This window comes from Streptomyces djakartensis, assembly GCF_014651075.1.
Taxonomy (GTDB): Bacteria; Actinomycetota; Actinomycetes; order Streptomycetales; family Streptomycetaceae; genus Streptomyces; species Streptomyces djakartensis.
On record NZ_BMWE01000013.1, the window covers coordinates 120,786 to 142,734 of the forward strand.

Below are 21,949 nucleotides of genomic sequence, written 5' to 3' on the forward strand. Positions count from 1 at the left end.
GGCGAAGTGCGGCGACCCCGGTTCGACGACGGGGAGCAGGTCGGCAGAGTGCGTGCCACCGGGCAGCGGCTGCCGTGCCAGCCCACCGCCCGCAGGCCAGGCCCCCGGACACGTCGACGGCCTTGCCGTCGCTGCCCGTTGCCGCGCCGCCGGGCAGTTGCGGCGCAGGCTCGTGTCACGCACGGCCGGTGCTTGACCTCACTCGGCGGGAGACCGAGGATCATGTGTCATGACGACGCCCGGACACGGAAGCACGGTCGACGGCATCCTGCGGCGCAGCGCCCGGCGCACCCCGGCCCGCGTCGCGGTCGAGTACGGCGAACGGACCTGGACGTACGAGGAACTGGACACGGCAGTCTCCCGCGCGGCGAGCGTCCTGCTCGGTCAGGGACTGTCCCCGGGAGACCGGGTCGGCGCCTACGGCCACAACTCCGACGCCTACCTGATCGCCTTCCTGGCCTGCGCCCGCGCCGGGCTGGTGCACGTACCGGTCAACCAGAACCTCACCGGTGACGATCTCGCCTACATCGTCGGCCAGTCCGGCAGCTCCCTGGTCCTCACCGACCCGGACCTCGCCGGGCGGCTCCCGGACGGAGCGCGCACGTTGCCGCTGCGCGACGCCGACGACTCGCTGCTCGCACGGCTGACCGGGGCGTCCGCGTACGACGGGCCCGAGCCGCGCACCGAGGACCTGGTGCAACTGCTGTACACCTCGGGCACGACCGCCCTGCCCAAGGGCGCGATGATGACGCACCGGGCGCTGGTGCACGAGTACCTGAGCGCCATCACCGCCCTCGACCTCAGCGCGGGTGACCGCCCCGCACACTCGCTGCCCCTGTACCACTCGGCGCAGATGCACGTCTTCCTGCTGCCCTACCTCGCGGTCGGCGCGACGAACATCATCCTCGACGCCCCCGACGGCGACCGGCTCTTCGACCTGGTCGAGGCGGGCCGTGTGGACAGCCTGTTCGCCCCGCCCACCGTCTGGATCGCGCTGTCCGACCGCCCCGACTTCGCCACCCGCGACCTGAGCGGCCTGCGCAAGGCGTACTACGGGGCATCGGTCATGCCGGTCCCCGTGCTGGAACGGCTGAAGGAACGCCTGCCGGAACTGGCCTTCTACAACTGCTTCGGGCAGAGCGAGATCGGCCCCCTCGCCACGGTCCTCGCCCCCTACGAACACAAGGGGCGCATGGATTCCTGCGGCCGTCCCGTGCTGTTCGTCGACGCGCGCGTGGTCGACGAGGACGGCAAGGACGTGCCCGACGGCACGCCCGGCGAGATCGTCTACCGCTCTCCGCAACTCTGCGAGGGCTACTGGGACAAGCCGGAGGAGACCGCCGAGGCCTTCCGCGACGGCTGGTTCCGCTCCGGCGACCTCGCCGTGCGCGACGCGCACGGCTACTACACGATCGTCGACCGGGTGAAGGACGTCATCAACTCCGGCGGCGTACTGGTCGCCTCCCGCCAGGTCGAGGACGCCCTGTACACGCATCCGCGGGTGGCCGAGGCGGCTGTCGTGGGCCTGCCCGACGAGCGCTGGATCGAGTCGGTCACGGCCGTCGTCGTCCCGCGGGGCGAGGTCACGGAGACGGAACTGATCGGCCACGTCCGCGAGAAGCTCGCCCCCTTCAAGGCCCCGAAGCGGGTGCTGTTCGTGGAGAGCCTCCCGCGCAACGCCAGCGGGAAGATCCTCAAGCGGGAGCTCAGGAACCGTTTCGGGAACGGAGCGGAACGCGCGGCATCGGACGGCTGACGCGCGACCTCGCCGGCGAACCCCGGGCCCACGCCGACCGCGAGGGGGACGAGACCAACGACGACGCGGCGGACCGGTACGGGGCGGACGGCGCCTACGACCCGGACGGCACACGATCCGCGCTCGCCCGCGTCACCGCACCGGTGCTCGTCCTGGCCGGTGAGCTGGACGGCGGCCCGTGTCCGGGTCTGGCCCGGCGTGCCGCCGAGGTCTTCGAAGCGGGCGAGCCCGCCGTTCAGCCCGGTGCGGGGCACTACCCCTGGCTCGACGACCCGGACTGGTTCGTGGGGCGAGTCTCGGGCTTCTTCCGGGCGGAAGACTGAGAATTTCTGCTGGAAGCAGACCGGGCCCGGCCGCCCACGATCATCGTTACCGTACCCGGCATGGACACCGAGCAGCGCACCGTAGGAGCGAACGGCATCACTGTGGCCTACCGCGCCTGGGGGCCGCGGGACGCACCGCCCGTCGTGCTGCTGCACGCCCGCGGGGCCGACGGTGCCGACTGGTCGGAGATCGCCTCCGCGCTGGCCGCCGGACCCCGCCGGGTGTACGCCCCCGACCTGCGCGGGCACGGCCGCAGCGATTGGCCCGGCGGATACGCCTACACGGCCATGCGCGACGATGTGCACGCTTTCCTGGGCGCGCTCGGCATCGCCCGCGCCGACGTCGTGGGCCACTCGCTCGGCGGCATCGTCGCCTGCCTGCTCGCCCAGCACAGCCCGTGGCTCGTGGAGCGGCTCGTCCTGGAGGACGTGCCGGCGCCCTTACCGCTGGACCCGCCGCGCCCGCTCGCCGAACGTCCGAGCGGTGACCTGCTGTACGACTGGGCGATGATCCTCGCCACCGACGAACAGCGCAACGCTCCGGATCCCGTGTGGTGGGACCACATGGAGCGGATCACCATGCCCACGTTGCTGATCGGTGGGGGGCCGACCAGCCTGATCCCCCAGAGCCAGATCGACGCCCTCGCCGAGCTGCTCCCCGATGCCCGGCGCGTCACCATCGACGCCGGGCATCTCGTGCACGAGGCACGGCCGGGGGAGTTCCTCGCGGTGGTGGCGGAGTTCCTCAGCCCTGCGGACCGTAGGCCGTCATGAAACGGTCGCGGAACTTGTCCATGCCCCACCGGGGCGCGTCCGGGGCGGGCTTGAGACCGTCGCTCCAGCCCCAGTCGGCGACCCGGTCCAGGACCTTCGGGTCCTTGGCGACGATGCTGATCGGCACGTCCTTGCCGGTGTCCCCGGCGAGGACGGTCGGCACCGGCTGGTGGTCGCCGAGGAAGACGAGCACCGTGTCCTCGTCGCCGTAGCGCTCGACCCACTCCGTCAGGCTCCGCAGCGAGTACTCGATGGCCTTCCGGTACTCGGCGCGCACCTTCTCCGGGTCCTTCCAGACCTCCGCGGGATCGGTGCCCTCCTTCTTGATCCGGTGGAAGACCGAGCCGTCGCCGAGGTCCTCCCAGTCGATCATCCGCGCGATGGGCGACCAGGGGTTGTGGCTGGAGGCGAGGATGATCTCCGCCATGATCGGCTCACGGTCCTTCCTGCCGTGCTCCAGACGCTGGAACGCCTCCATGCTGAACTGGTCGGGCACCGGCGTCCAGCTGAAGTACGGGCCGTGGTAGCCGAGGTGCTCGGAGTCGTAGATGTGGTCGAGGCCGAAGAACTTGCCCTCCGGCCAGGCCCGGCGCACGCCGGGGACGACGCCGACGGTCCGCCAGGCACCGGTCTTGCCGAAGTACTTGGTGAGGGTCATGCGGTCGCTGGTGGTCAGGCTGCGGTACCGCTGCTGGTTCTTGATCCACAGTCCGGACAGGAAGGTCGAGTGGGCGAGCCAGCTGCCCGCGCCCGTCACCGGCGAGCGCAGCCAGCCGCTGCGCGAGGCGAACCCGGCCGCCTTCAGCCTGCCGGTGCCCTCCTTGAGTGCCGCGTCGGTCTGCTCCGCCATCGCCGGATCGTCGATCGCGACCCGGCCGTAGCTCTCGATGAAGGTGAAGAGGACGTCCTTGCCCCGCAGGCCCGTGAGCAACTGGTCGGGGGGCGTCTTCGCGAAGGCGTCCACCGCGGCCTGCTTCTGGAAGATCCGCGTGTCCCTCAGACCGGCCCGGACCTGCTCCACCCGGTTCCCGAGGAACTCCGCGTTGCCCTTGGTGGCGATCGGCACCGTGCCGATCTGCAGGCCCAGCGTCATACAGGTGATCCACGCCGTGCCGAGGATCAGCGTCGTACGGGCGGCGACCGGCCGGTGCCGGACCATCAGGTTCGTCAGCCGCACCACGGCCAGCGTCGTCAGGACGAGCACCGCGACGAACAGGACGACCACCGCGATCACGGCCAGCACCTGGCCGGTCCGGCCGAACGACTCCCGCAGGAAGTCCGTCGCGTCGTCGAGCAGGATCCAGTCCAGCACCAGGTCGAAGGGGCGGGCCAGCACCTGGTAGAAGCCCATGTCGACGAACTTCAGGACGGTGAGCAGCCCGAGGGCCAGGCCCGAGACGACCGCCATGATCCGCCGCGGCTTCGGCGGCAGCGCCAGCAGCAGCCCGGCCAGCAGCACGCCCTCGGCGGGGACGCGGACGAACGAGGCGAACTCGATCTTCTCGGTCCGGTTGGGGACGAGGAGCGCGAACAGTACGAGCGCTCCGGCCAGGACGCTCGCCCCCACGGTGACGCCCCGGGCCGTACGGGGCCAGCGACGCCGCCAGCCGAACCAGCCGGGCCGCGCGGCGTCCGGGGAGGTGTCCGGTTCCGTCTCCGGTTTCTCCGGCTCGGCTCGTTCCCCGGTCCCAGGCCCGGCCTGTTCCCCGGTCCCCTCCCTCGCCGGCGCGTCGTCGTCCGGTTCCGCCCCGCCCTCGGTCGTGTCCGACTGCTGACGGGAGCGAGTGAAGAGCGACACCCGGCGGTCCTTCCGTGCGGTCTTGCTAGGCATGGCAAACAGAGCCCGGTGGGCCGGGCCTGCCACCACCAGTACGTCCGCACGTCACCTTAGGTTCAATCCACGGGCCGGAGAATCACCCGTCCGCCGCCACCGCCACGTCCCGCGCCCACCGGTAGTCCGCCTTGCCGCTCGGCGACCGCTGGACCGACTCCGTGATCACCAGCCGGCTCGGGATCTTGTAGCCGGCGAGCCGGTCGCGGCAGTGCGTGCGGAGGTCCTCCAGCGACAGCCGCGCCGCCCCCTCGCGCAGTTGCACCACGGCCGCCACGTGCTGCCCCCACCGGGGGTCCGGCACTCCGGCCACCAGCGCGTCGTAGACGTCCGGATGGGACTTGAGGGCCTGTTCGACCTCCTCCGGGTACACCTTCTCGCCACCGGTGTTGATGCACTGGGAGCCGCGGCCGAGGACCGTGACCACGCCCTCCTCGTCGACGGTGGCCATGTCGCCGATCAGCACCCACCGCTCACCGTCCTTCTCGAAGAAGGTCTCGGCGGTTTTCTCCGGGTCGTTGTAGTAGCCGAGCGGCACATGTCCGCACTGGGCCACGCGGCCCACCTCGCCGGGCGCCACCGGCTCGCGCGTGGCGGGGTCCACCACCCGCGTCCGGGCGTTGACACGGACCCTGAAGCCCCGCTCCGGGCCCGCGTCCCCGGTCGCCGTACCGTTGAAACCGGACTCCGACGAGCCGAAGTTGTTGAGCAGCGTGGCGTTGGGCACCAGCTCCTGGAACTGCCGGCGCACCGTGTCCGACATGATCGCGCCGGACGACGACACGCTGAACAGAGACGAGCGGTCGATGTGCCGCAGCGGGCCGCGCAACGCGTCGACCAGCGGCCGCAGCATCGCGTCGCCCACCAGCGAGATACTGCTGACCCGCTCCTTCTCCACGGTCCGCAGCACCTCCTCGGGTACGAACTTGCGGTGGATCACGACCCGCTGCCCGAAGTAGAAGCCGATGAACGCCGTGAGCGTGGAGGTGCCGTGCATCAGCGGCGCCGTCGGGAAGAAGGTGATTCCGGTACCGCCGGCGGCGACCCGCTCGGCGAGTTCCTCCGGTTTCTTCACCGGCTCACCGGTCGGGGCGCCTCCACCCAGACCCGCGAAGAACAGATCCTCCTGCCGCCACATGACGCCCTTCGGCATCCCCGTCGTACCACCGGTGTAGATGATGAACAGGTCATCGCCGGAGCGTGCCGGGAAACCACGCGCCGGCGACCCCGAGGCCTCGGCGTCCGCGAACTGCGTGCAGGGCACATCGGCGGCCCCCGGAGCGGGAGCACCCACCCGGATCAGATGGCGCAGCTTCCCCGCCCGCGGCCGCGCCGCGGCCACCCGGTCCGTGAACTCCGCGTCGAAGACCAGCGCCACCAAGTCCGCGTCCCGGTAGAGGTAGACCAGCTCCTCTTCCACGTAGCGGTAGTTGACGTTGACCGGGACGATCCGGGCCTTCAGGCAGCCCAGCACCGTCTGCAGGTACTCCACGCCGTTGTAGAGGTGGAGCCCGAGGTGCTCACCCGGCCGTATCCCGCTGTCGAGCAGGTGATGGCCGACACGGTTGGCCGCCGCGTCCAGCTGCGCGTAGGTCAGGCGGCGTTCCGCGCCCGTTCCCGGATGGTCGGCGTGGACGAGTGCCTCACGGTCCGCGGCGACGTCGACGACCGACTCGAACAGGTCGGCAAGGTTGTACTCCACCGCTCCTCCTGACCCCGGGACGTGCCTGGCATCGGACGGTTCGCCGGTCATCAGAGCAAAGCGCGGTCCAACTGTGAAGGCCCCGCACCACAAAATCTGACTGTCTGTCAGAAAACCCTTGAAGTGCCTCCCGCCCTACTGCAACCTGTTCTCGTTCCACGAGAGGGGAGTTCGCCATGGGCGGGACGGAACACCTCACCGTGCGGCGCGAAGGCGCCACACTGGTGCTCACGCTCAACAGGCCTGAGGCCAGGAACGCGCTCTCGCTGCCGATGCTCGTCGGCCTCTACGACGGCTGGCTGGAGGCCGACGCGGACGACTCGGTCCGCTCGGTCGTGTTCACCGGCGCCGGGGGCTCCTTCTGCTCCGGCATGGACCTCAAGGCCCTGGCCGGGAACGGCATGGCGGGGGAGGGGTACCGCGACCGGCTCAAGGCGGACCCGGACCTGCACTGGAAGGCGATGCTGCGCCACCACCGCCCGCGCAAGCCGGTGATCGCCGCCGTCGAGGGGTACTGCGTCGCGGGCGGCACCGAGATGCTCCAGGGCACCGACATCCGCGTCGCGGGCGAGTCGGCGACCTTCGGCCTCTTCGAGGTGAGGCGCGGCCTGTTCCCCATCGGCGGCTCCACGGTCCGGCTCCAACGCCAGATCCCGCGCACCCACGCCCTGGAGATGCTCCTCACCGGCCGCCCCTACAGCGCCCGGGAAGCCGCCGCCATCGGTCTGGTCGGCCATGTCGTCCCCGACGGCACCGCACTCGAGAAGGCACTGGAGATCGCCGAACAGGTCAACTCCTGCGGCCCGCTGGCCGTCGAGGCCGTCAAGGCGTCCGTCTACGAGAGCGCCGAGATGACCGAGTCCGACGGCCTCGCGGCCGAACTCACCCGCGGCTGGCCGGTCTTCGACACCGCCGACGCCAAGGAAGGCGCCCGCGCCTTCGCGGAGAAACGCACGCCCGTCTACAAGCGCGCCTGACCGGCCGTCCCCGACCGAAGGAGCCTGCGGCATGCCCGAAGTCCTCAAAGCCCCCCTCGTGGTCGAGTTCCCCTTCACCCGCTCCCTCGGCCCCGTCCAGAGCGCCTTCCTGACCGGCCTGCGCGAACGCGTCGTCCTCGGCGTCCGGACCGCCGGCGGCCGCGTCCTCGTCCCGCCCGTCGAGTACGACCCCGTCACCGCGGAGGAGCTCAGCGACCTCGTCGAGGTCGCCCCCACCGGCACGGTCACCACCTGGGCCTGGAACCACGCCCCCCGCCGGGGCCAGCCCCTCACCGCTCCCTTCGCCTGGGCCCTGGTCCGCCTCGACGGCGCCGACACCGCCCTCCTGCACGCCCTGGACGCCCCGGGCCCCGACGCCGTGCACACCGGCATGCGCGTCCGCGTCCGCTGGGCGGAGGAACGCACCGGCGCCATCACGGACATCGCCTGCTTCGAGCCCTGCGCGGGTGGCCCACAGCAACCCACCGGCATCACGGGCGAGTTCGAGGACCCCGTCACCGGCATCGTCGCCGCCGCCCGCCTCGACTACACCTACTCACCCGGACGCGCCCAGACCGCCTACATCAACGCCCTCGCCGGACGGCGGATCGTCGGCGAACGCTGCCCGTCCTGCCGCAAGGTCTACGTCCCCCCGAGGGGGGCGTGCCCCACCTGCGGGGTGGCCACATCCGAACGGGTCGAGGTGGGGCCGCGCGGCACGGTCACCACGTTCTGCATCGTCAACATCAAGGCCAAGAACCTCGACATCGAGGTGCCCTACGTCTACGCCCACATCGCCCTCGACGGCGCGGGCCTCGCCCTGCACGGCCGTATCGGCGGCATTCCCTACGACGAGGTCCGCATGGGCCTGCGCGTCGAACCCGTGTGGACGGAGGGCGCCCGCCACCCCGATCACTACCGGCCCACGGGCGAGCCCGACGCGGACTACGACACCTACAGGGAGCTGCTGTGACGAGCGCACCGCGGGACCGCGAGATCGCCGTCGTCGCCTTCGCCCAGACCGCCCACCGGCGCACCAGCGAGGACCTCTCCGAGGTGGAGATGCTCCTGCCGGTGCTGCACGAGGTCCTCGACCGGACCGGCCTGAAGACCGCCGACATCGACTTCACCTGCTCCGGGTCCAGCGACTACCTCGCCGGCCGCGCCTTCTCCTTCACCCTCGCCCTCGACGGCGTGGGCGCCTGGCCGCCGATCTCCGAGTCGCACGTCGAGATGGACGGCGCCTGGGCCCTCTACGAGGCCTGGACCAAACTCCTCACCGGCGACGCCGACACCGCCCTCGTCTACTCCTACGGCAAGTCCTCACCCGGCTCGGTCCGGGACGTCCTGACCCGCCAGCTCGACCCGTACTACGTCGCACCCCTGTGGCCCGACTCCGTCGCGCTCGCCGCCCTCCAGGCGCAGGCCCTGATCGACGCCGGTGACACCGACGAGCCCGCCCTCGCCGCGGTCGCCACCCGCAACCGCGAGGCCGCGAACGACAATCCGCACGCGCAGCTCAAAGGCCCCGTCCCGCAGGGCGACTACCTGGTACGGCCACTGCGCGCCGGTGACTGCCCGCCGATCGGCGACGGCGCCGCCGCGGTGATCCTCGCGGCGGGGGACCGGGCCCGTGGACTGTGCGCACGACCCGCCTGGATCCGCGGCATCGACCACCGCATCGAGGCCCACGGCCTCGGCGTGCGCGACCTGACCGCGTCACCCTCGGCCCGCCTCGCCGCTGAACGAGCCGGCGCCTTCGAACGGCCCGTCGACACCGCCGAGTTGCACGCTCCGTTCACCGCGCAGGAGATCGTCCTGCGCAAGGCCCTCCGGCTCGGCGACGACGTACGCGTCAACCCCTCCGGCGGAGCCCTCGCCGCCAACCCGATCATGGCCGCCGGCCTCATCCGCATCGGCGAGGCCGCCGCCCGCATCCACCGCGGCGAGTCCGATCGCGCCCTCGCCCACGCCACGTCCGGCCCCTGCCTCCAGCAGAACCTGGTCGCCGTACTCGAAGGGGAGCCCCGATGAGCAAGGAGCCCGTGGCCGTCGTCGGCATCGGCCAGACCGCGCACGTCGCGGCACGCCGGGACCTGTCGATCGCCGGACTGGTCCGGGAGGCGGCCGGGCGCGCCCTTGAGGACGCCGAGCTGACCTGGGCCGACATCGACGCCGTCGTCATCGGCAAGGCACCCGACTTCTTCGAGGGCGTCATGATGCCGGAGCTCTACCTCGCCGACGCGCTGGGAGCCGTCGGCAAACCCATGCTCCGCGTGCACACCGCCGGCTCGGTCGGCGGATCCACCGCCCTCGTCGCCGCGAACCTCGTCGCGGCCCGCGTCCACGGCACGGTCCTGACCCTCGCCTTCGAAAAACAGTCCGAGTCGAACGCGATGTGGGGCCTGTCCCTGCCCATCCCGTTCCAGCAGCCCCTGCTGGCCGGGGCCGGCGGGTTCTTCGCCCCGCACGTGCGCGCGTACATGCGGCGCAGCGGGGCGCCCGCGACGATCGGCGCCCTGGTCGCCTACAAGGACCGGCGCAACGCGCTGAAGAACCCCTACGCCCACCTGCACGAACACGACATCACCCTGGAGAAGGTGATGGCCTCGCCCATGCTGTGGGACCCGATCCGCTACTCGGAGACCTGCCCGTCCTCCGACGGCGCCTGCGCCATGATCCTCACCGACCGGGCCGGAGCCGCCCGGGCACCGCGGCCGCCCGCCTGGATGCTCGGCGGCGCCATGCGCAGCGAACCGACCCTCTTCGCCGGCAAGGACTTCGTCTCACCGCGGGCCGGGCGGGACTGCGCGGCCGACGTCTACCGGCAGGCCGGGATCACCGACCCCCGCCGCGAGATCGACGGCGCCGAGATCTACGTGCCGTTCTCCTGGTACGAGCCGATGTGGCTGGAGAACCTGGGCTTCGCCGACGAGGGCGAGGGCTGGAAACTCACCGAGTCGGGCGTGACCGAACTGGACGGGGACCTGCCCGTCAACATGTCGGGCGGGGTGCTGTCCACCAACCCCATCGGCGCCTCCGGCATGATCCGCTTCGCGGAGGCCGCCCTCCAGGTGCGCGGCCAGGCCGGAGAACACCAGGTGGACGGCGCCCGCCGGGTCCTCGGCCACGCCTACGGCGGCGGATCGCAGTTCTTCTCCATGTGGCTGGTGGGAGCGCAACCGCCCCACCGCTGAAAGGTCCCCGTCACGTGCCCTGTCGGCCGTGGGACGCGATCGCTAGGCTGACCGCGTTCGACGAATCGGGAGGAGCACGGACGTGGCCGAGACCACCACCCAGCAGCGCCCGCTCACAGGCTGGGACAAGCCGGAGCTGGACCTCACCAACGCACAGTGGCAGTCCAGCAGCCGGGGGAGGGGGGATGTCCAGATCGCCTTCGTCGAGGGCTTCATCGCCATGCGCAACAGTGCCCGCCCCGAGAGTCCTTCCCTGATCTTCACGCCCGCCGAGTGGGGCGCTTTCGTGTCGGGGGCGCGGGAAGGGGAGTTCGACCTCACCTAGTGCCGGGGCGAACGTTGCCTGCCGCGGCACCACAGGCTCAGGTGAGTCAGCCCTGGCGGCCCTGACTTGACGGCCGATCCGGGGGTGTTCCGCCCGCATGTGCGGACACGCGATCTGAGACATCCTCCCGGGACCGGCCCCCTGAGCCAGGCCGGCCCCCGGAGGCACGGTCGGTGTCCCGGAGGTGAGGAACGCATGAGCACCCTGCCGGTCATCGCGGCGGCCGACGGTTCGGACGGCAGCCTGCGCGCCCTGGAGTGGGCCCTCGACGCCGCCCGCAGACGCTCGGCACCCCTGCGTGTGGTGCACGTACGCCAGTACGCCCCCTGGGCGCAGCCCGAGGTGCTCACCGCCGGGCCGCCCGACCCGCAGGACGATCCGGTCCTCGAGCGGATCCGCACCCACCTGCGGGGCCGCGCCGGCCTGCCGGACACGGAGTACCTCGGGCTGGAGGGGGCGCCCAGCGCGGTCCTGCCCGGACTGAGTGCTTCCGCGCACCTGCTGGTGCTGGGATCACGGGGCCGCGGCGGATTCGCCGGTCTGCTGCTCGGCTCGAACAGCATGGCCGCCGCCCGTGACGCCGAATGCCCCGTCATCGTGGTGCCGCGAGCCGGCCGGGAGGCGCCCGAGGACGCCGGCGTGGCCGGACCCGGCTCGCCCGTGGTCGTCGGTCTGAAAGCGGCCGGTCCCGACGAGGCCACACTCGAGTTCGCCTTCGCCGAGGCAGCCCGGCGAGGTGCCCGGCTCCGGGCGGTCGCCGCCTACCCGTGGCCGGCTCAGCCCTGGATGATGCCCGGCGAGATGCCGCCGCCGATCGTCGACCAGGACGTCGTCGAGGACGAGGCCAGGGTCCTCGCCGACGGCTTCCTCGCTCCGTACCGCGAACGGCACCCCGACGTGGCGACCGAGACGGTCACGGCGGCGGGCGACGCCGCCGGCCACCTGGCCGCGGCCTCCCGGGACGCCGGTCTCGTCGTCGTGGGCCGCCACCGGCGGCACCTGCTGGCACCCGCCCGCATGATGGGCTCGGTCACCCACGCCGTCCTGCTGCACGCCGCCGGCCCCGTCGCGGTGGTGCCCCCGTCGCGCCTGGGCGACTGATCTCGCGGTTCCGGACGCCGGCAGGCCTATCATCGGCCCCATGCGGGAACCGATCGGCAGGGACGCCCGGCTGGCCCTCGACCTGGCCCTCACCATCCGGCACGACGGCGACGGCGGCGTCACCGACGACCTCACCGACCCGGCGGGGCTGACCGCCTGGGTGAGAGCACACCCCGAGCTCCTCCCCGCCTCCCGCGACCGAGCCGGCAAAGAGGGGTTCACCGCCGGCGCCGCCCAGCTCACCGCCGTGCGGGAACTGCGTGCCGCCGTGCGAGCGCTCTTCGCCCGCGCGGTGCGGCCCGGCGAACCGAGTCCCGCGGACGCGGCCCGGCTCATACCCGTATCCGAAGCCGTGCGGCGCCTGAACGAGGCCGCCGCGCGGACCCCCACCGTGCCGGTCCTGGACTGGCCGGAGGACGCCGGACCAGCCCTTCGCCGGCAGCCTGCGCACGGCTCCGCCGACCTGACCGCCGCCCTCGCGCACGCCGCGATCGCCTTCCTCACGGGCCCCGACCGCGACCGTCTGCGGGCCTGCCACGCACCGCGCTGCGTGCGGTACTTCCTCAAGGAGCACCCACGCCAGGAGTGGTGCGAACCGTCCTGTGGCAACCGGGCCAGGGTGGCCCGCCACCACCGGCGGCACAGGGCGGCGGCCTAAGACCCTGGGTGCGGTGTCAGGGAACGACGGACGACGCCCCGGCCCCGAATCGGTCCGCCGCCCGACCGGCACTTCCCTGGCCGGGACACGTACCATGGCGGCATGTCGTTCCTCCGCCGCCGCAGCGCCACACCCGCCGGGCCCGACTTCGACGTACTGGCCATGGACCCGGGCGACTGGCCCGGCAACCTCGGTGCGGGACTGCTGCCCGCCCCCGACGGCACCTGCCAGGGCGTCTTCCTGCGCTACGACCTCTTCGGCGGCCGCGGTCCCGCCATGATCATCGGCAATCTGCCGGAGGGCTCCCCGGCCCGCGACGTCCCCGAGGGACAGGTTCCCTTCGAGGTGGCGCAGCTGCTGCTGGCGCTGGAGAACGACGAGGAGGTGACCGTCGTCGGCACCGAGGACGTGCCGGTGATGCAGGGCGACAACCTCCTGATCGTGCGCCGCGTCAAGCTCTCCGAGGGGCGGATCTCCTGCGTCCAGTTCGACCGCAGCGACAACGTCCTGGTGACCATCGCCTCATGGGACCGCCCCATCACGGACGACCTGTACGCCCTTCTCAAGCCGCTCCCGTCGGAACTCTTCCAGCAGGGCTGATCGGCGGCGCACGCCCCGCACGCACGAAAGGGCCGCTGTGCGCCTGACCAGGCACACAGCGGCCTCTTCGTCCCCGTCAGCGAGTCCCGACCGCCGCACGCACGGCCCGCCGGGCCAGCTGACAGTCGTCGTGCAGCCGCCGCAGCAGCAGCCGCTGTTCCTCGCCGGACGGCGCAGCACCGGACTGGGCCGTGCCCGATGCCGCCGGGGTCGCGTCGTGCAGGGAACGCTGCACGGCCGTCTCGTAGGTACGGATCTCCCGGGTGAGCACCAGCATCAAGTTCACCAGGAAGGCATCCCTGGACGCCGGCCCGGCCGCCTGGGCGATCTGGCTGATCTGGCGACGAGCCACCGGTGCGTCCCCGAGCACCGCCCACAGCGTCGCCAGGTCATAGCCCGGCAGGTACCAGCCCGCGTGCTCCCAGTCCACCAGCACGGGACCGGCCGGTGACAGCAGGATGTTCGACAGCAGCGCGTCGCCGTGGCAGAACTGACCCATGCCCTGGCGTCCGGCCGCCTGCGCGATGCCGTGCAGCAGCTTCTGCAAATCGCCCAGGTCGCGGTCGGTGAGCAGGCCCAGCTCGTGGTACCGCGAGATCCGGGCCGCGTAGTCGATGGGGGCGTCGAACGTGCCCGCCGGCGGCCGCCAGGCGTTCAGCCGGCAGATCGCGCCGAGTGCCGCCCTGATGTCCGACCGCGGCGGCGCCTCGGACGGATGCCGCTGGAGCGCCGCCACCCGCCCGGGCATCCGCTCGATCACCAGTGTGCAGTTGTCCGGGTCCGCCGCGATCAGTCTCGGCACGCGTACCGGAGGGCGGTGCCGGACGAACGCGCGGTACGCCGTTATTTCGTGGCGGATCCGCTCGGACCAGGCGGGGGAGTGGTCCAGTAAACACTTGGCGACGGCCGAGCTGCGGCCGGCCGTACCGACCAGGAGCACGGACCGTCCGCTGCGGCGCAGGACCTGCATCGGGGCGAACTCCGGGCAGATGCGGTGTACCGCGGCGACCGCCGTGCGCAGCTGCGCGCCCTGGGGGCCGGACAAGTCGAGTCTCCCGCTGAGCGGTTGGGTGCCGAGAACCGCGCCGCGCCGTGTCCTGCCCGCACCGAGGACGGGGGCCACCGGACGCGCGGGGGCGAGGTAGGGGCCGCTGTCCGCGGGACGCGGGTGCAGCGACCGGGGCGGTGCGGACACGGAGGACGATGCTGCGTACATGGGCGAGACAGATCCCTTCGTGTGCCTGCGACGACAGCGCACCACCCGGCCCGGACGCCCGGGGACACCCTGGGGAATGCCCCTGCGGCGACCGGGTCGGGGTGGCGCTTTCCTACCTGACACCCGATGACCAGTGGCACACCATCTGGCGCACCCTGGCGAACCCTGGCGAATAGTCGCCCGGCATGTCCGGCCGGGCTACTGTCAACTCAGCCGAGAACCTGGGGGCTTGACGTGAGCGGACAACCCAACACCCGGCTCGCGGACCTGTTCGGCCTGGCCGGCTGGTCCAAGGGCGAACTCGCGAGGCTGGTCAACCGGCAGGCGGCGGCCATGGGCCATCCCCAGCTGTCGACCGACACCTCCCGGGTGCGGCGGTGGATCGACATGGGAGAGATCCCGCGCGATCCGGTGCCGCGGGTGCTGGCGGCTCTGTTCACCGAGCGTCTCGGCCGTGTCGTGACCATCGAGGACCTCGGTCTGGTCCGGCGCGGGCGTGCGGGGAAACGGCAGTGCGGCGGGAGCGCGGATGCTCCCGACGGTGTGCCGTGGGCGCCCGAGCGGACCGCCGCGGTCCTGACCGAATTCACGGGAATGGACCTCATGCTCAATCGACGCGGCTTGGTGGGCGCGGGCGCCGCGCTCGCCGCGGGATCCGCACTCAGCAGTGCCATGTACGACTGGCTGCACACCGACCCTGCCCTGGCTGCCGACGCCCCCGACCCCGATCGTCCCCTGCACGCCGACCCAGCGGGGTTCGACCGCTATGAGGCAGCCCCCATCGGGTCGCAGGAGATCGAGGAACTGGAGCGCTCGGTCGAGGTGTTCCGCGCCTGGGACGCGGCCCGCGGCGGCGGGCTCCAGCGCAAGGCGGTCGTGGGCCAGCTCAACGAGGTGGGCGGCATGCTCGCCTACCGTCACCCACCCCATCTCCAGCGGCGCCTGTGGGGCGTCGCCGCCAACCTCGCCGTCCTCGCGGGCTGGATGTCACATGACGTGGGCCTGGAGCCGACGGCCCAGAAGTACTTCGTCATCGCCGCGCACGCGGCGAGAGAGGGCGGGGACCGGCCCCGCGCGGGCGAGGCGCTCTCCCGCGCGGCCCGCCAGATGGTCCACCTCGGCAGGCCCGACGACGCCCTGGACCTGATGAAGCTGGCCAGGTCGGGCTCGGGTGACGAAGTGCTGCCCCGCACCCGGGCGATGCTCTACACCATCGAGGCCTGGGCACAGGCGGCCATGGGCAAGGGCCAGGCCATGCGCCGCACGCTCGGGCAGGCGGAGGACCTGTTCGTCTCCGACAAGGCCGACGTACCCCCGCCGGACTGGATGCAGACCTTCAAGGAGGAGGACCTGTACGGCATGCAGGCCCTGGCCTACCGCACGCTCGCCGAGTTCGAGCCGGGCGCGGCCGCGCATGCCCAGCACTACGCGGAGAAGGCGCTGGCCCTCAGGGTCGACGGCCGGCAGCGGTCGAAGATCTTCGACTACCTGTCGATGGCCTCGGCCTGCTTCATCGCCGACGACCCCGAACAGGCGGACCGGTACGCGCGCCTGGCCCTGGTGTCGATGGGATCCAACTCCTCCCACCGAACCTGGGACCGGCTGCGCCAGATGTACCGGCTCACGGCCGAATACTCCGGTTACCCGTCGATCCAGGAGCTGCGGGAGGAGATCAAACTCGCTCTGCCGAAGACGAAGAACAGCGGCCCCGGCAAGGCACAGGCGTGAGTACTCCTATGCGGTGACCTTGGCGACGAGCACACAAGCGCTGTCCTCGCGCTCGCCTTCGCCGAACTCCCGGACCACCGTCCGCAGACAGTCCTGGGCGGTGCCGGTTCCGTTCAGGCGCGGTGCCAGGTCGAGGAGGAGGTTCACGGCCTCCGCTCCCGTGCGCCCGGGTACCAGCCCGTCCGTGTGCAGGAGCAGCAGGTCGCCCACCACGAGCGTCTCCTCGGCCTGCCCGTAGGCGGCGCCCGCGGTGGTTCCGAGCAGAGCGCCGTCCGGTGGGCTCAGCGCACGCCCCGTCCCGTCCCGGAACAGCACAGGGGCGGGGTGTCCGGCCTGCGCCCACACCAGGGTGCGCGTCGCGGACCGGTAGCGGCAGCAGACCGCGCTGCCCAGGGCGGGTCGCACAGTGGCGTCGAGTAACTGGTTGAGCAGGGACATCAGTTGTCCCGGCCGTGCACCGGCCATCGCCATTCCGCGTACGGCACCGAGCAGCATGGTCACGTTCGAGGTGACGCCGGCGCCGTGCCCGGTGAGGTCGCCGACGCTGAGGAGGGTCTCCCCGTCTCTCAGTTCGAGCGCGTCGTGCCAGTCGCCGCAGACCAGCGTGCTCGTGGACCGGGGCAGGTGGCGGGCAGCGACGTCCAGGGCGCTCGGGGCCCGGGGCGGGAACCGCAGGGAGCCGCGCCACGGCGGCGGCACGGCCTCCTGCAGCTCGACCGCGAGCCGGTGCCCGGTCCGCGCGGCCTGCCCCTGGTCGTGGAGCGAGTCACGGGTCTCGCTCACCGCCCTTTGGCTGCGGCGCAGTTCGCTGACATCGCGCAGCACGGCCCACATCGAGGCGGTACTCCCGTCAGCGTCGAGCACGGGTTCGCCCATCATGTGCACGGTCCGCACCTCACCGTCCCGGCGTGCGATGCGGAACTCGCCGTCGATGGGCCGGGCGTCGACGAGGCAGTTCGTGACCATCGCCGTCAGCTTCGGCCGGTCCTCGTCGAGCACGATCGACGGCAGCTCGTCGAGGGTGAGCGGGGGAGCGGCGGGGTCGCGGCCCAGGATCCCGTAGAGCTCCCCGGACCAACTCGCCTCGTCCGTCAGCAGGTTCCACTCGGCGCTGCCTACCCGGCTGAGCAGCGAGCCCCGGGGGTGCGCGGTGGGTTCCGGCGTGGCCGCCGTGGGCAGGGGGCCGTCCCGCAGCTGGGCCAGATGCTCGTCCAGGTCGTTGAGCTGGTGCAGGGCCAGGTCGCACAGAGCGCGCTGCCAGCGCCCCTGCGGATGGTCCGCTCCGTCCCCTTCCGTGTCACGGCGCACCGCGTCCACGTCGCCCTTGAGCCGCCGCGTCTGCGAGATGAGGGCGTCGACCGAGCCGCGTCCGGGCGGCTGGGCGGCGGGGCGGTCCGCGGAGAGGTGGGACGGCATGACGCACTCCGATGCGGGGACGGTGGGGCCAGGGCGGACGGAGGGACCGTTACGACTGTCGCACAGCCCGCGACAGCCCGTAAGGGAATCGGCAACACACGATACGGTGGTGCTTCCGGCATATGCCACAGTCTTCTCGAGTTACTCCGAGGTAGGTGCGGAGTGCCCCGGCGGAGAGTCAAGTCGTAGATTACACAGGGGAGTTCACGACTCGCCGGTAACGTGGCGGCGAGGTTGCCGCAGGTGTTCGACGGCCCCTTGTTCGAGGCCTGGCGACCCCTTGTTCGAGGCTTTCAGTACCGCAGGACGCCGGCGATGCCCTCGGCCTCTTTGAGCGTGCCGTCCGGTACGAAGCGGACGTCGGCTCCGGTCTCCAGGCACTGCTCGACGATCTCGTCCACGATGTCCTCGCGGGAGCCGATGTCCCCGTTCGCGGCGAGGGCCAGGTGACTCCCGGCGTCCTCGACCGTCACGCTGTAGTTCTCCTCGACGGCCAGCAGCCGGACGCGGCCGTCCCGTGCGCTCTGCCACAGTTCGTCGACACCGGCGGCGAACTCCCGTCGTCCACGGGCGGTTTCGAGGCTGCGGGCCACCGCGTCGGTGCTCCTGCGGGCCTCGGCCTCGATCACCGGCCGCACGGCCTGCCAGACCGACTCGGGCGTCCCGTGCGCGAGCCCGCCGTGCGGGACGTGCACCGCACCCTTCGCGGCGCTGCCGACCTCGTCCAGCAGCGACAGCGCGGCCGGCTCGCCGGTGACGTACAGCCGCCGCGGACGGTCGCGCAGGAGTGCGCTCAGCGCGATGCCGGTCTCGCGCAGGAACCGGCGGGTGCGCTCCTCGCGGAAGGCGCTCGGCGGGTCACCGGTCCGCTGCTGCCGTTCCGGATCGAAGTTCTCCACGCGCCGGGTCAGCGGGAAGCCCCCGACGCGAGCCTCGGTGACCCGGTCCACGCCGCCGTCCCACAGCGTGACGCGGTCGGCGGCGAGCGACAGCACCCAGAACGGCCGCCCGGCAGTCTGAGCCGCGACGAGATTGCGGGTGAGGAACGTGTCGGAGAGCACCACGCGTTCGGGCACGGTCCGGGTGAGCGACCACACCTGGTGCTCGCCGGAGGCGGCGAAGATCACCAGGCCGTCCCCGGCATGTGTCAGGTCGACCTCGGACAGGGCCTGGTCGAGGTGCCGGGCGACGTCGGCCCGGCGCTCCCGGCTGACCGCCGGATCAGCCTCCAGTCGCCTTTTCGCCTCGGCCACCGTGTTGCGCAGCCTGACCTGGTCCTGGGCGTTGTAGGGCTCGCGCCGGTGCGTCGGCGTCAGTACGGAGACGGCGGGGTAGGGGCGCGGGCGCCGCAGCTCGGCGAGGGTAGCGGGACTCAGAACGTGCTCCATGACAGCACGATAGAGCCGATTCACGATGCGGGCATTTGGGGTGATCACCTGCCGGTTCGGTTCATCGGTCCCCACGCCGGAGGGCTGCTGCAACCGGTTGCATCCGCTCACTCGGTGTCATGGTCCGAGCCGCAGGAGCTGCCGTCGGGGGGAAGGGTGCCGTACAGCAGGAACGCGTCCACCTTGCGATGCACGCACTTGGAGGAGCCGTAGCCGGTGTGGCCCTCGCCGCGGTTGTCGAGCACCACGGCCGACGATCCGAGCCGCTCGGCCGTCTCCACCGTCCAGCGGTACGGAGTGGCGGGGTCGCCCCGGGTGCCGACGAGCAGCATCCGCGGGGCGTCGACGTCCTTGACCTCCTCCCGGATGAAGTCGGTCCCCTTGGGGCGGCCGTAGCACATCAGCACCTGCGTGAGCCGGTACCGGCCGAAGACCGGCGACGCCTGCTCGTACCGGGCGCGCAGCCGGCCGAGATCCCTGGTGACCTGTGCGGCGGAGGGGCGGTCGGGATCGTCCGCGCAGTTGACCGCCATCAGGGCTGCCGGGAGGTTGTCCAGGGGTATGTCCTCCGGGTCGACGAGCCTGCGGTGCGGGGCCCGCTGCGGCGGGAGGACGACGCCCCCGTACGCGAAGGCCTCCAGGCCGCGCGTGTCGCCGTCCTCCAGCAGCTGCGCGATGGCCCGCTGCAGCGAGGGCCACAGCTCCCTGCTGTGAAGCCCCTGGGTGAGGGCACCCGCGAAGTCCTGTCCGGAGAACGCCTCGCCGAAGTCGGTCGGCACCGGGTCCGCGTCGAGCGACTCGACCACCTGGACGACGTGTTCCCTGGCCTCTCGCGGGTTCTGCCCGAACGGGCAGGCGATGTCCTCCGTGCACCAGGTGAGGAAGTTCTCCAGCGCGGTCTGCAGACCCCGCGCGCCCACCACACCCTGCTCGGTCAGCGGCTCGGTCAGTGTGTCGACGCCGTCCAGCACCATCCTGCCGACCTTGCCGGGGAACTGGGCGGCGTACACCGCGCCGAGCCGGCTTCCGTAGGAGAAGCCCAGGTAGTTGAGCTTGTCGTCGCCGAGCGCGGCACGGATGACGTCCATGTCGCGGGCCGCGTTCACCGTGCCGATGTGGGGCAGCACAGGTCCCGAGTGCTCGGTGCACTGCGCCGCGGCGTCGCGCAGCTTCTCCAGCACGGCCTGCGGATCGGCGACGCCGGCGCTGTCGTCGGTCGCGCCCAGTGTCCCGTCGGAGGCGTTCCCGCAGCTGACCGGCGCGGAGCGGCCGACGCCGCGGGGATCGAAGCCGACGACGTCGTAGCCGTTCGTCAGCCCCATGAACTCCTCGCCCACCATGGCGAGTTGACCCACGCCCTGGCCGCCCGGGCCGCCGAAGTTCAGCAGTACCGAACCCCGGGACTTGCCGGTGGCCCGGTACCGGGCCACGGCCAGATCGAGAGTCCCCTTCCCGGGCTCGGCGTAGTCGAGCGGGACGGTGACCTTCCCGCACTGCAGGTCCTTCGGCATGTCCTGGCCCTCGCAGGCCGACCAGGTGACCTTCTGGTCGTGGAAACGGGCCATGCCGGGCCGGGGACCGTCCGCGGCCGGCAGCCCCGCACCCAGCAGGGCCAGCCCGGCCGCCGCGGCGACCGCGCAGTGCCGCAGCGGGGGGCGCGTGGACAGCTTGACCAGCATCGATGCCTCCTGGGGCGCACCACAGCGGACCGGGTACCGGCGCCCTCGCTCACCATATGCGGGCCTCGTCCGCCCCGCCTCCGGGCGAGCGGGGCCGGGCGGCGCGCCCTGCCCCGTGCGGCCTTCCGGCGCATACGAAGGGCTTTACCGCTAGTTCGACAACCGGGCCGCTCGATGGAGTGAAAGGCCGATTAGCCACTAACCCGGATCGGGCGACCGCGTTCTACCTCGTGCGGGCGAGCGTCCGCGACGATGTCTGGAAGGCAGGGCCTATGAAACGGGTTACCCGAAACGGTGTGATCGCCGTCGTCGCCGCATCGGGCGCGATGGCCGTGACCGTCCCGGCGTACGCCCATTCCGGGGCGGACGGCTCGGCGGCCGGTTCGTCCGGGGTGGTCTCCGGCAACACGGTCCAGGTGCCGGTGCACGTGCCGGTGAACGTCTGCGGGAACACCGTGAATGTGGTGGGGCTGCTCAATACGGCCGCGGGCAACAGCTGCGCGAACAGGGACGGCGAGCGGTCCGACCGGCCGGGCGGGTCCGGCGGAGCGGTGGCGGAAGGCGACGGAAAGGATTCGCCGGGCGTGGCCTCCGGCAACAGCGTGCAGCTGCCCGTCGACCTGCCGGTCAACGTCACCGGTAACAGCGTGAACGTGGTCGGCGTCGGCAACGCGTCGGTCGGCAACGAGTCTTCGAACACCCCGGGCGACCGCCCCGTCCGCCCGGGCCGCCCCCGCCACCCGGAGCCCGCTCCGGAGCCGTCCACCCCGCCTCGGGCCCACCCCGCTCCCGAACCGGCCCCGCACACCCCGCAGGCGACCGGGACCCTGGCCCACACCGGTGCGGACCACACCCTCCAGGCCGTGGCGGCCAGCGCGGCGCTCGTGCTCGGCGGAGTGGTCCTCCGCAGGCGCTTCCGCCCCGGGGCGGACGGCTGAACGCACGGCTGGGGCGGGACCGACACGTCCGGGAGACCGAGCGGGGCCCGGCGGCGGCCGTGCCCCGCTCATCGCGGCGGAACCCAGGCCGCCCGCTGCGGGCCGGTCTTCGGCGGTGGGGCGGGCCGCTCGGGGCAGCTCGGCCGCGGCCGCGATGGAACCGCACGGGGAGCGCTGCACCGGCGGGGTCCGGGGCTCCGTTCCCAACTCGCGCAGCGCGGCGGGCGACTTGCTCGGAGGACACGGCGTAGGCAGTGCGCTTTGGGCCTGCCCGGGCGTGCGCGGCCGTGCACGCCCGGGCTGTGCGGCCGGCGGGCCGGGACGCCGAACCGGAAAACGC

Annotated in this window: 18 protein-coding genes and 1 pseudogene; 13 read left to right on the plus strand and 6 right to left on the minus strand. The window is 72.2% G+C overall.

Annotated features, from left to right (window positions below):
• Nucleotides 1-229: 229 nt before the first annotated feature.
• The 3 genes and pseudogenes from IE212_RS22950 to IE212_RS22960 all read left to right on the plus strand — a co-directional run bounded on the left by IE212_RS22950 (nucleotide 230) and on the right by IE212_RS22960 (nucleotide 2,853).
• Nucleotides 230-1,756 carry an acyl-CoA synthetase gene (locus tag IE212_RS22950; RefSeq protein WP_190199794.1) on the plus strand — a complete coding sequence of 509 codons (1,527 nt, stop codon included), beginning with the start codon at nucleotides 230-232 and terminating at the stop codon, nucleotides 1,754-1,756.
• A 23-nt stretch (nucleotides 1,757-1,779) separates the two neighbouring features.
• A pseudogene (locus tag IE212_RS22955) lies at nucleotides 1,780-2,079 on the plus strand (alpha/beta fold hydrolase); the annotation flags it as partial.
• A 60-nt stretch (nucleotides 2,080-2,139) separates the two neighbouring features.
• Nucleotides 2,140-2,853, plus strand: coding sequence for an alpha/beta fold hydrolase (locus IE212_RS22960; RefSeq protein ID WP_190199795.1), 714 nt, complete (start codon nucleotides 2,140-2,142; stop codon nucleotides 2,851-2,853).
• On the opposite strand, the gene IE212_RS22965 is transcribed toward IE212_RS22960, so the two are convergent.
• Together IE212_RS22965 and IE212_RS22970 are read right to left on the minus strand one after the other, a co-directional pair.
• On the minus strand, nucleotides 2,825-4,651 hold the full coding sequence (locus IE212_RS22965; protein ID WP_190199796.1) for an alkaline phosphatase family protein: 1,827 nt from the start codon (nucleotides 4,649-4,651) through the stop codon (nucleotides 2,825-2,827). The two genes, IE212_RS22960 and IE212_RS22965, sit on opposite strands and share 29 nt — an antisense overlap.
• Nucleotides 4,652-4,766: 115 nt before the next feature.
• Nucleotides 4,767-6,386 carry an acyl-CoA synthetase gene (locus tag IE212_RS22970; RefSeq protein ID WP_190199797.1) on the minus strand — a complete coding sequence of 540 codons (1,620 nt, stop codon included), beginning with the start codon at nucleotides 6,384-6,386 and terminating at the stop codon, nucleotides 4,767-4,769.
• Between the two features lie 176 nt (nucleotides 6,387-6,562).
• Here IE212_RS22970 and IE212_RS22975 point away from each other — a divergent pair, with 176 nt between their 5' ends.
• The 8 genes from IE212_RS22975 (at nucleotide 6,563) to IE212_RS23010 (ending at nucleotide 13,244) form a co-directional block, all read left to right on the plus strand.
• Complete coding sequence (locus IE212_RS22975) at nucleotides 6,563-7,363, plus strand: crotonase/enoyl-CoA hydratase family protein (protein ID WP_190199798.1); 801 nt, start codon at nucleotides 6,563-6,565, stop codon at nucleotides 7,361-7,363.
• A 31-nt stretch (nucleotides 7,364-7,394) separates the two neighbouring features.
• Nucleotides 7,395-8,336 (plus strand): Zn-ribbon domain-containing OB-fold protein, encoded by a 942-nt coding sequence (locus tag IE212_RS22980; RefSeq protein WP_190199799.1) that lies wholly within the window; start codon nucleotides 7,395-7,397, stop codon nucleotides 8,334-8,336.
• Nucleotides 8,333-9,397 carry a thiolase family protein gene (locus IE212_RS22985; RefSeq protein ID WP_190199800.1) on the plus strand — a complete coding sequence of 355 codons (1,065 nt, stop codon included), beginning with the start codon at nucleotides 8,333-8,335 and terminating at the stop codon, nucleotides 9,395-9,397. Before IE212_RS22980 ends, IE212_RS22985 begins: the two co-directional genes overlap by 4 nt.
• Nucleotides 9,394-10,560 (plus strand): thiolase family protein, encoded by a 1,167-nt coding sequence (locus IE212_RS22990; protein ID WP_190199801.1) that lies wholly within the window; start codon nucleotides 9,394-9,396, stop codon nucleotides 10,558-10,560. Before IE212_RS22985 ends, IE212_RS22990 begins: the two co-directional genes overlap by 4 nt.
• Nucleotides 10,561-10,642: 82 nt before the next feature.
• On the plus strand, nucleotides 10,643-10,885 hold the full coding sequence (locus tag IE212_RS22995; RefSeq protein WP_010033039.1) for a DUF397 domain-containing protein: 243 nt from the start codon (nucleotides 10,643-10,645) through the stop codon (nucleotides 10,883-10,885).
• Between the two features lie 195 nt (nucleotides 10,886-11,080).
• Nucleotides 11,081-11,986 carry a universal stress protein gene (locus IE212_RS23000; protein WP_190199802.1) on the plus strand — a complete coding sequence of 302 codons (906 nt, stop codon included), beginning with the start codon at nucleotides 11,081-11,083 and terminating at the stop codon, nucleotides 11,984-11,986.
• Nucleotides 11,987-12,026: 40 nt separating this feature from the next.
• Nucleotides 12,027-12,644, plus strand: coding sequence for a CGNR zinc finger domain-containing protein (locus IE212_RS23005; RefSeq protein ID WP_190199803.1), 618 nt, complete (start codon nucleotides 12,027-12,029; stop codon nucleotides 12,642-12,644).
• Between the two features lie 102 nt (nucleotides 12,645-12,746).
• Entirely contained in the window at nucleotides 12,747-13,244 is a 498-nt protein-coding gene (locus IE212_RS23010; RefSeq protein WP_190199804.1) for a hypothetical protein, read from the plus strand.
• A gap of 76 nt (nucleotides 13,245-13,320) precedes the next feature.
• On the opposite strand, the gene IE212_RS23015 is transcribed toward IE212_RS23010, so the two are convergent.
• Nucleotides 13,321-14,460 carry an aminoglycoside phosphotransferase family protein gene (locus IE212_RS23015; protein WP_190199805.1) on the minus strand — a complete coding sequence of 380 codons (1,140 nt, stop codon included), beginning with the start codon at nucleotides 14,458-14,460 and terminating at the stop codon, nucleotides 13,321-13,323.
• 234 nt (nucleotides 14,461-14,694) lie between these two features.
• Between IE212_RS23015 and IE212_RS23020 the strand changes: the two genes are divergently transcribed.
• Nucleotides 14,695-16,188, plus strand: a complete 1,494-nt coding sequence (locus tag IE212_RS23020; RefSeq protein WP_190199806.1) for a DNA-binding protein NsdB — start codon at nucleotides 14,695-14,697, stop codon at nucleotides 16,186-16,188.
• A 6-nt stretch (nucleotides 16,189-16,194) separates the two neighbouring features.
• Here IE212_RS23020 and IE212_RS23025 read toward each other — a convergent pair whose 3' ends face one another.
• From IE212_RS23025 to IE212_RS23035, 3 genes are all read right to left on the minus strand, one after another.
• Complete coding sequence (locus IE212_RS23025) at nucleotides 16,195-17,604, minus strand: PP2C family protein-serine/threonine phosphatase (protein WP_190199807.1); 1,410 nt, start codon at nucleotides 17,602-17,604, stop codon at nucleotides 16,195-16,197.
• A gap of 293 nt (nucleotides 17,605-17,897) precedes the next feature.
• A complete protein-coding gene (locus tag IE212_RS23030; RefSeq protein WP_190199808.1) occupies nucleotides 17,898-18,992 on the minus strand; it encodes a baeRF3 domain-containing protein in 1,095 nt (364 codons plus the stop codon).
• Nucleotides 18,993-19,099: 107 nt separating this feature from the next.
• A complete protein-coding gene (locus tag IE212_RS23035) occupies nucleotides 19,100-20,671 on the minus strand; it encodes an alpha/beta hydrolase (protein WP_190199809.1) in 1,572 nt (523 codons plus the stop codon).
• 272 nt (nucleotides 20,672-20,943) lie between these two features.
• On the opposite strand from IE212_RS23035, the gene IE212_RS23040 reads away from it, so the two are divergent.
• Nucleotides 20,944-21,609, plus strand: coding sequence for a chaplin (locus tag IE212_RS23040; RefSeq protein ID WP_190199810.1), 666 nt, complete (start codon nucleotides 20,944-20,946; stop codon nucleotides 21,607-21,609).
• The last annotated feature ends 340 nt before the right edge of the window (nucleotides 21,610-21,949 follow it).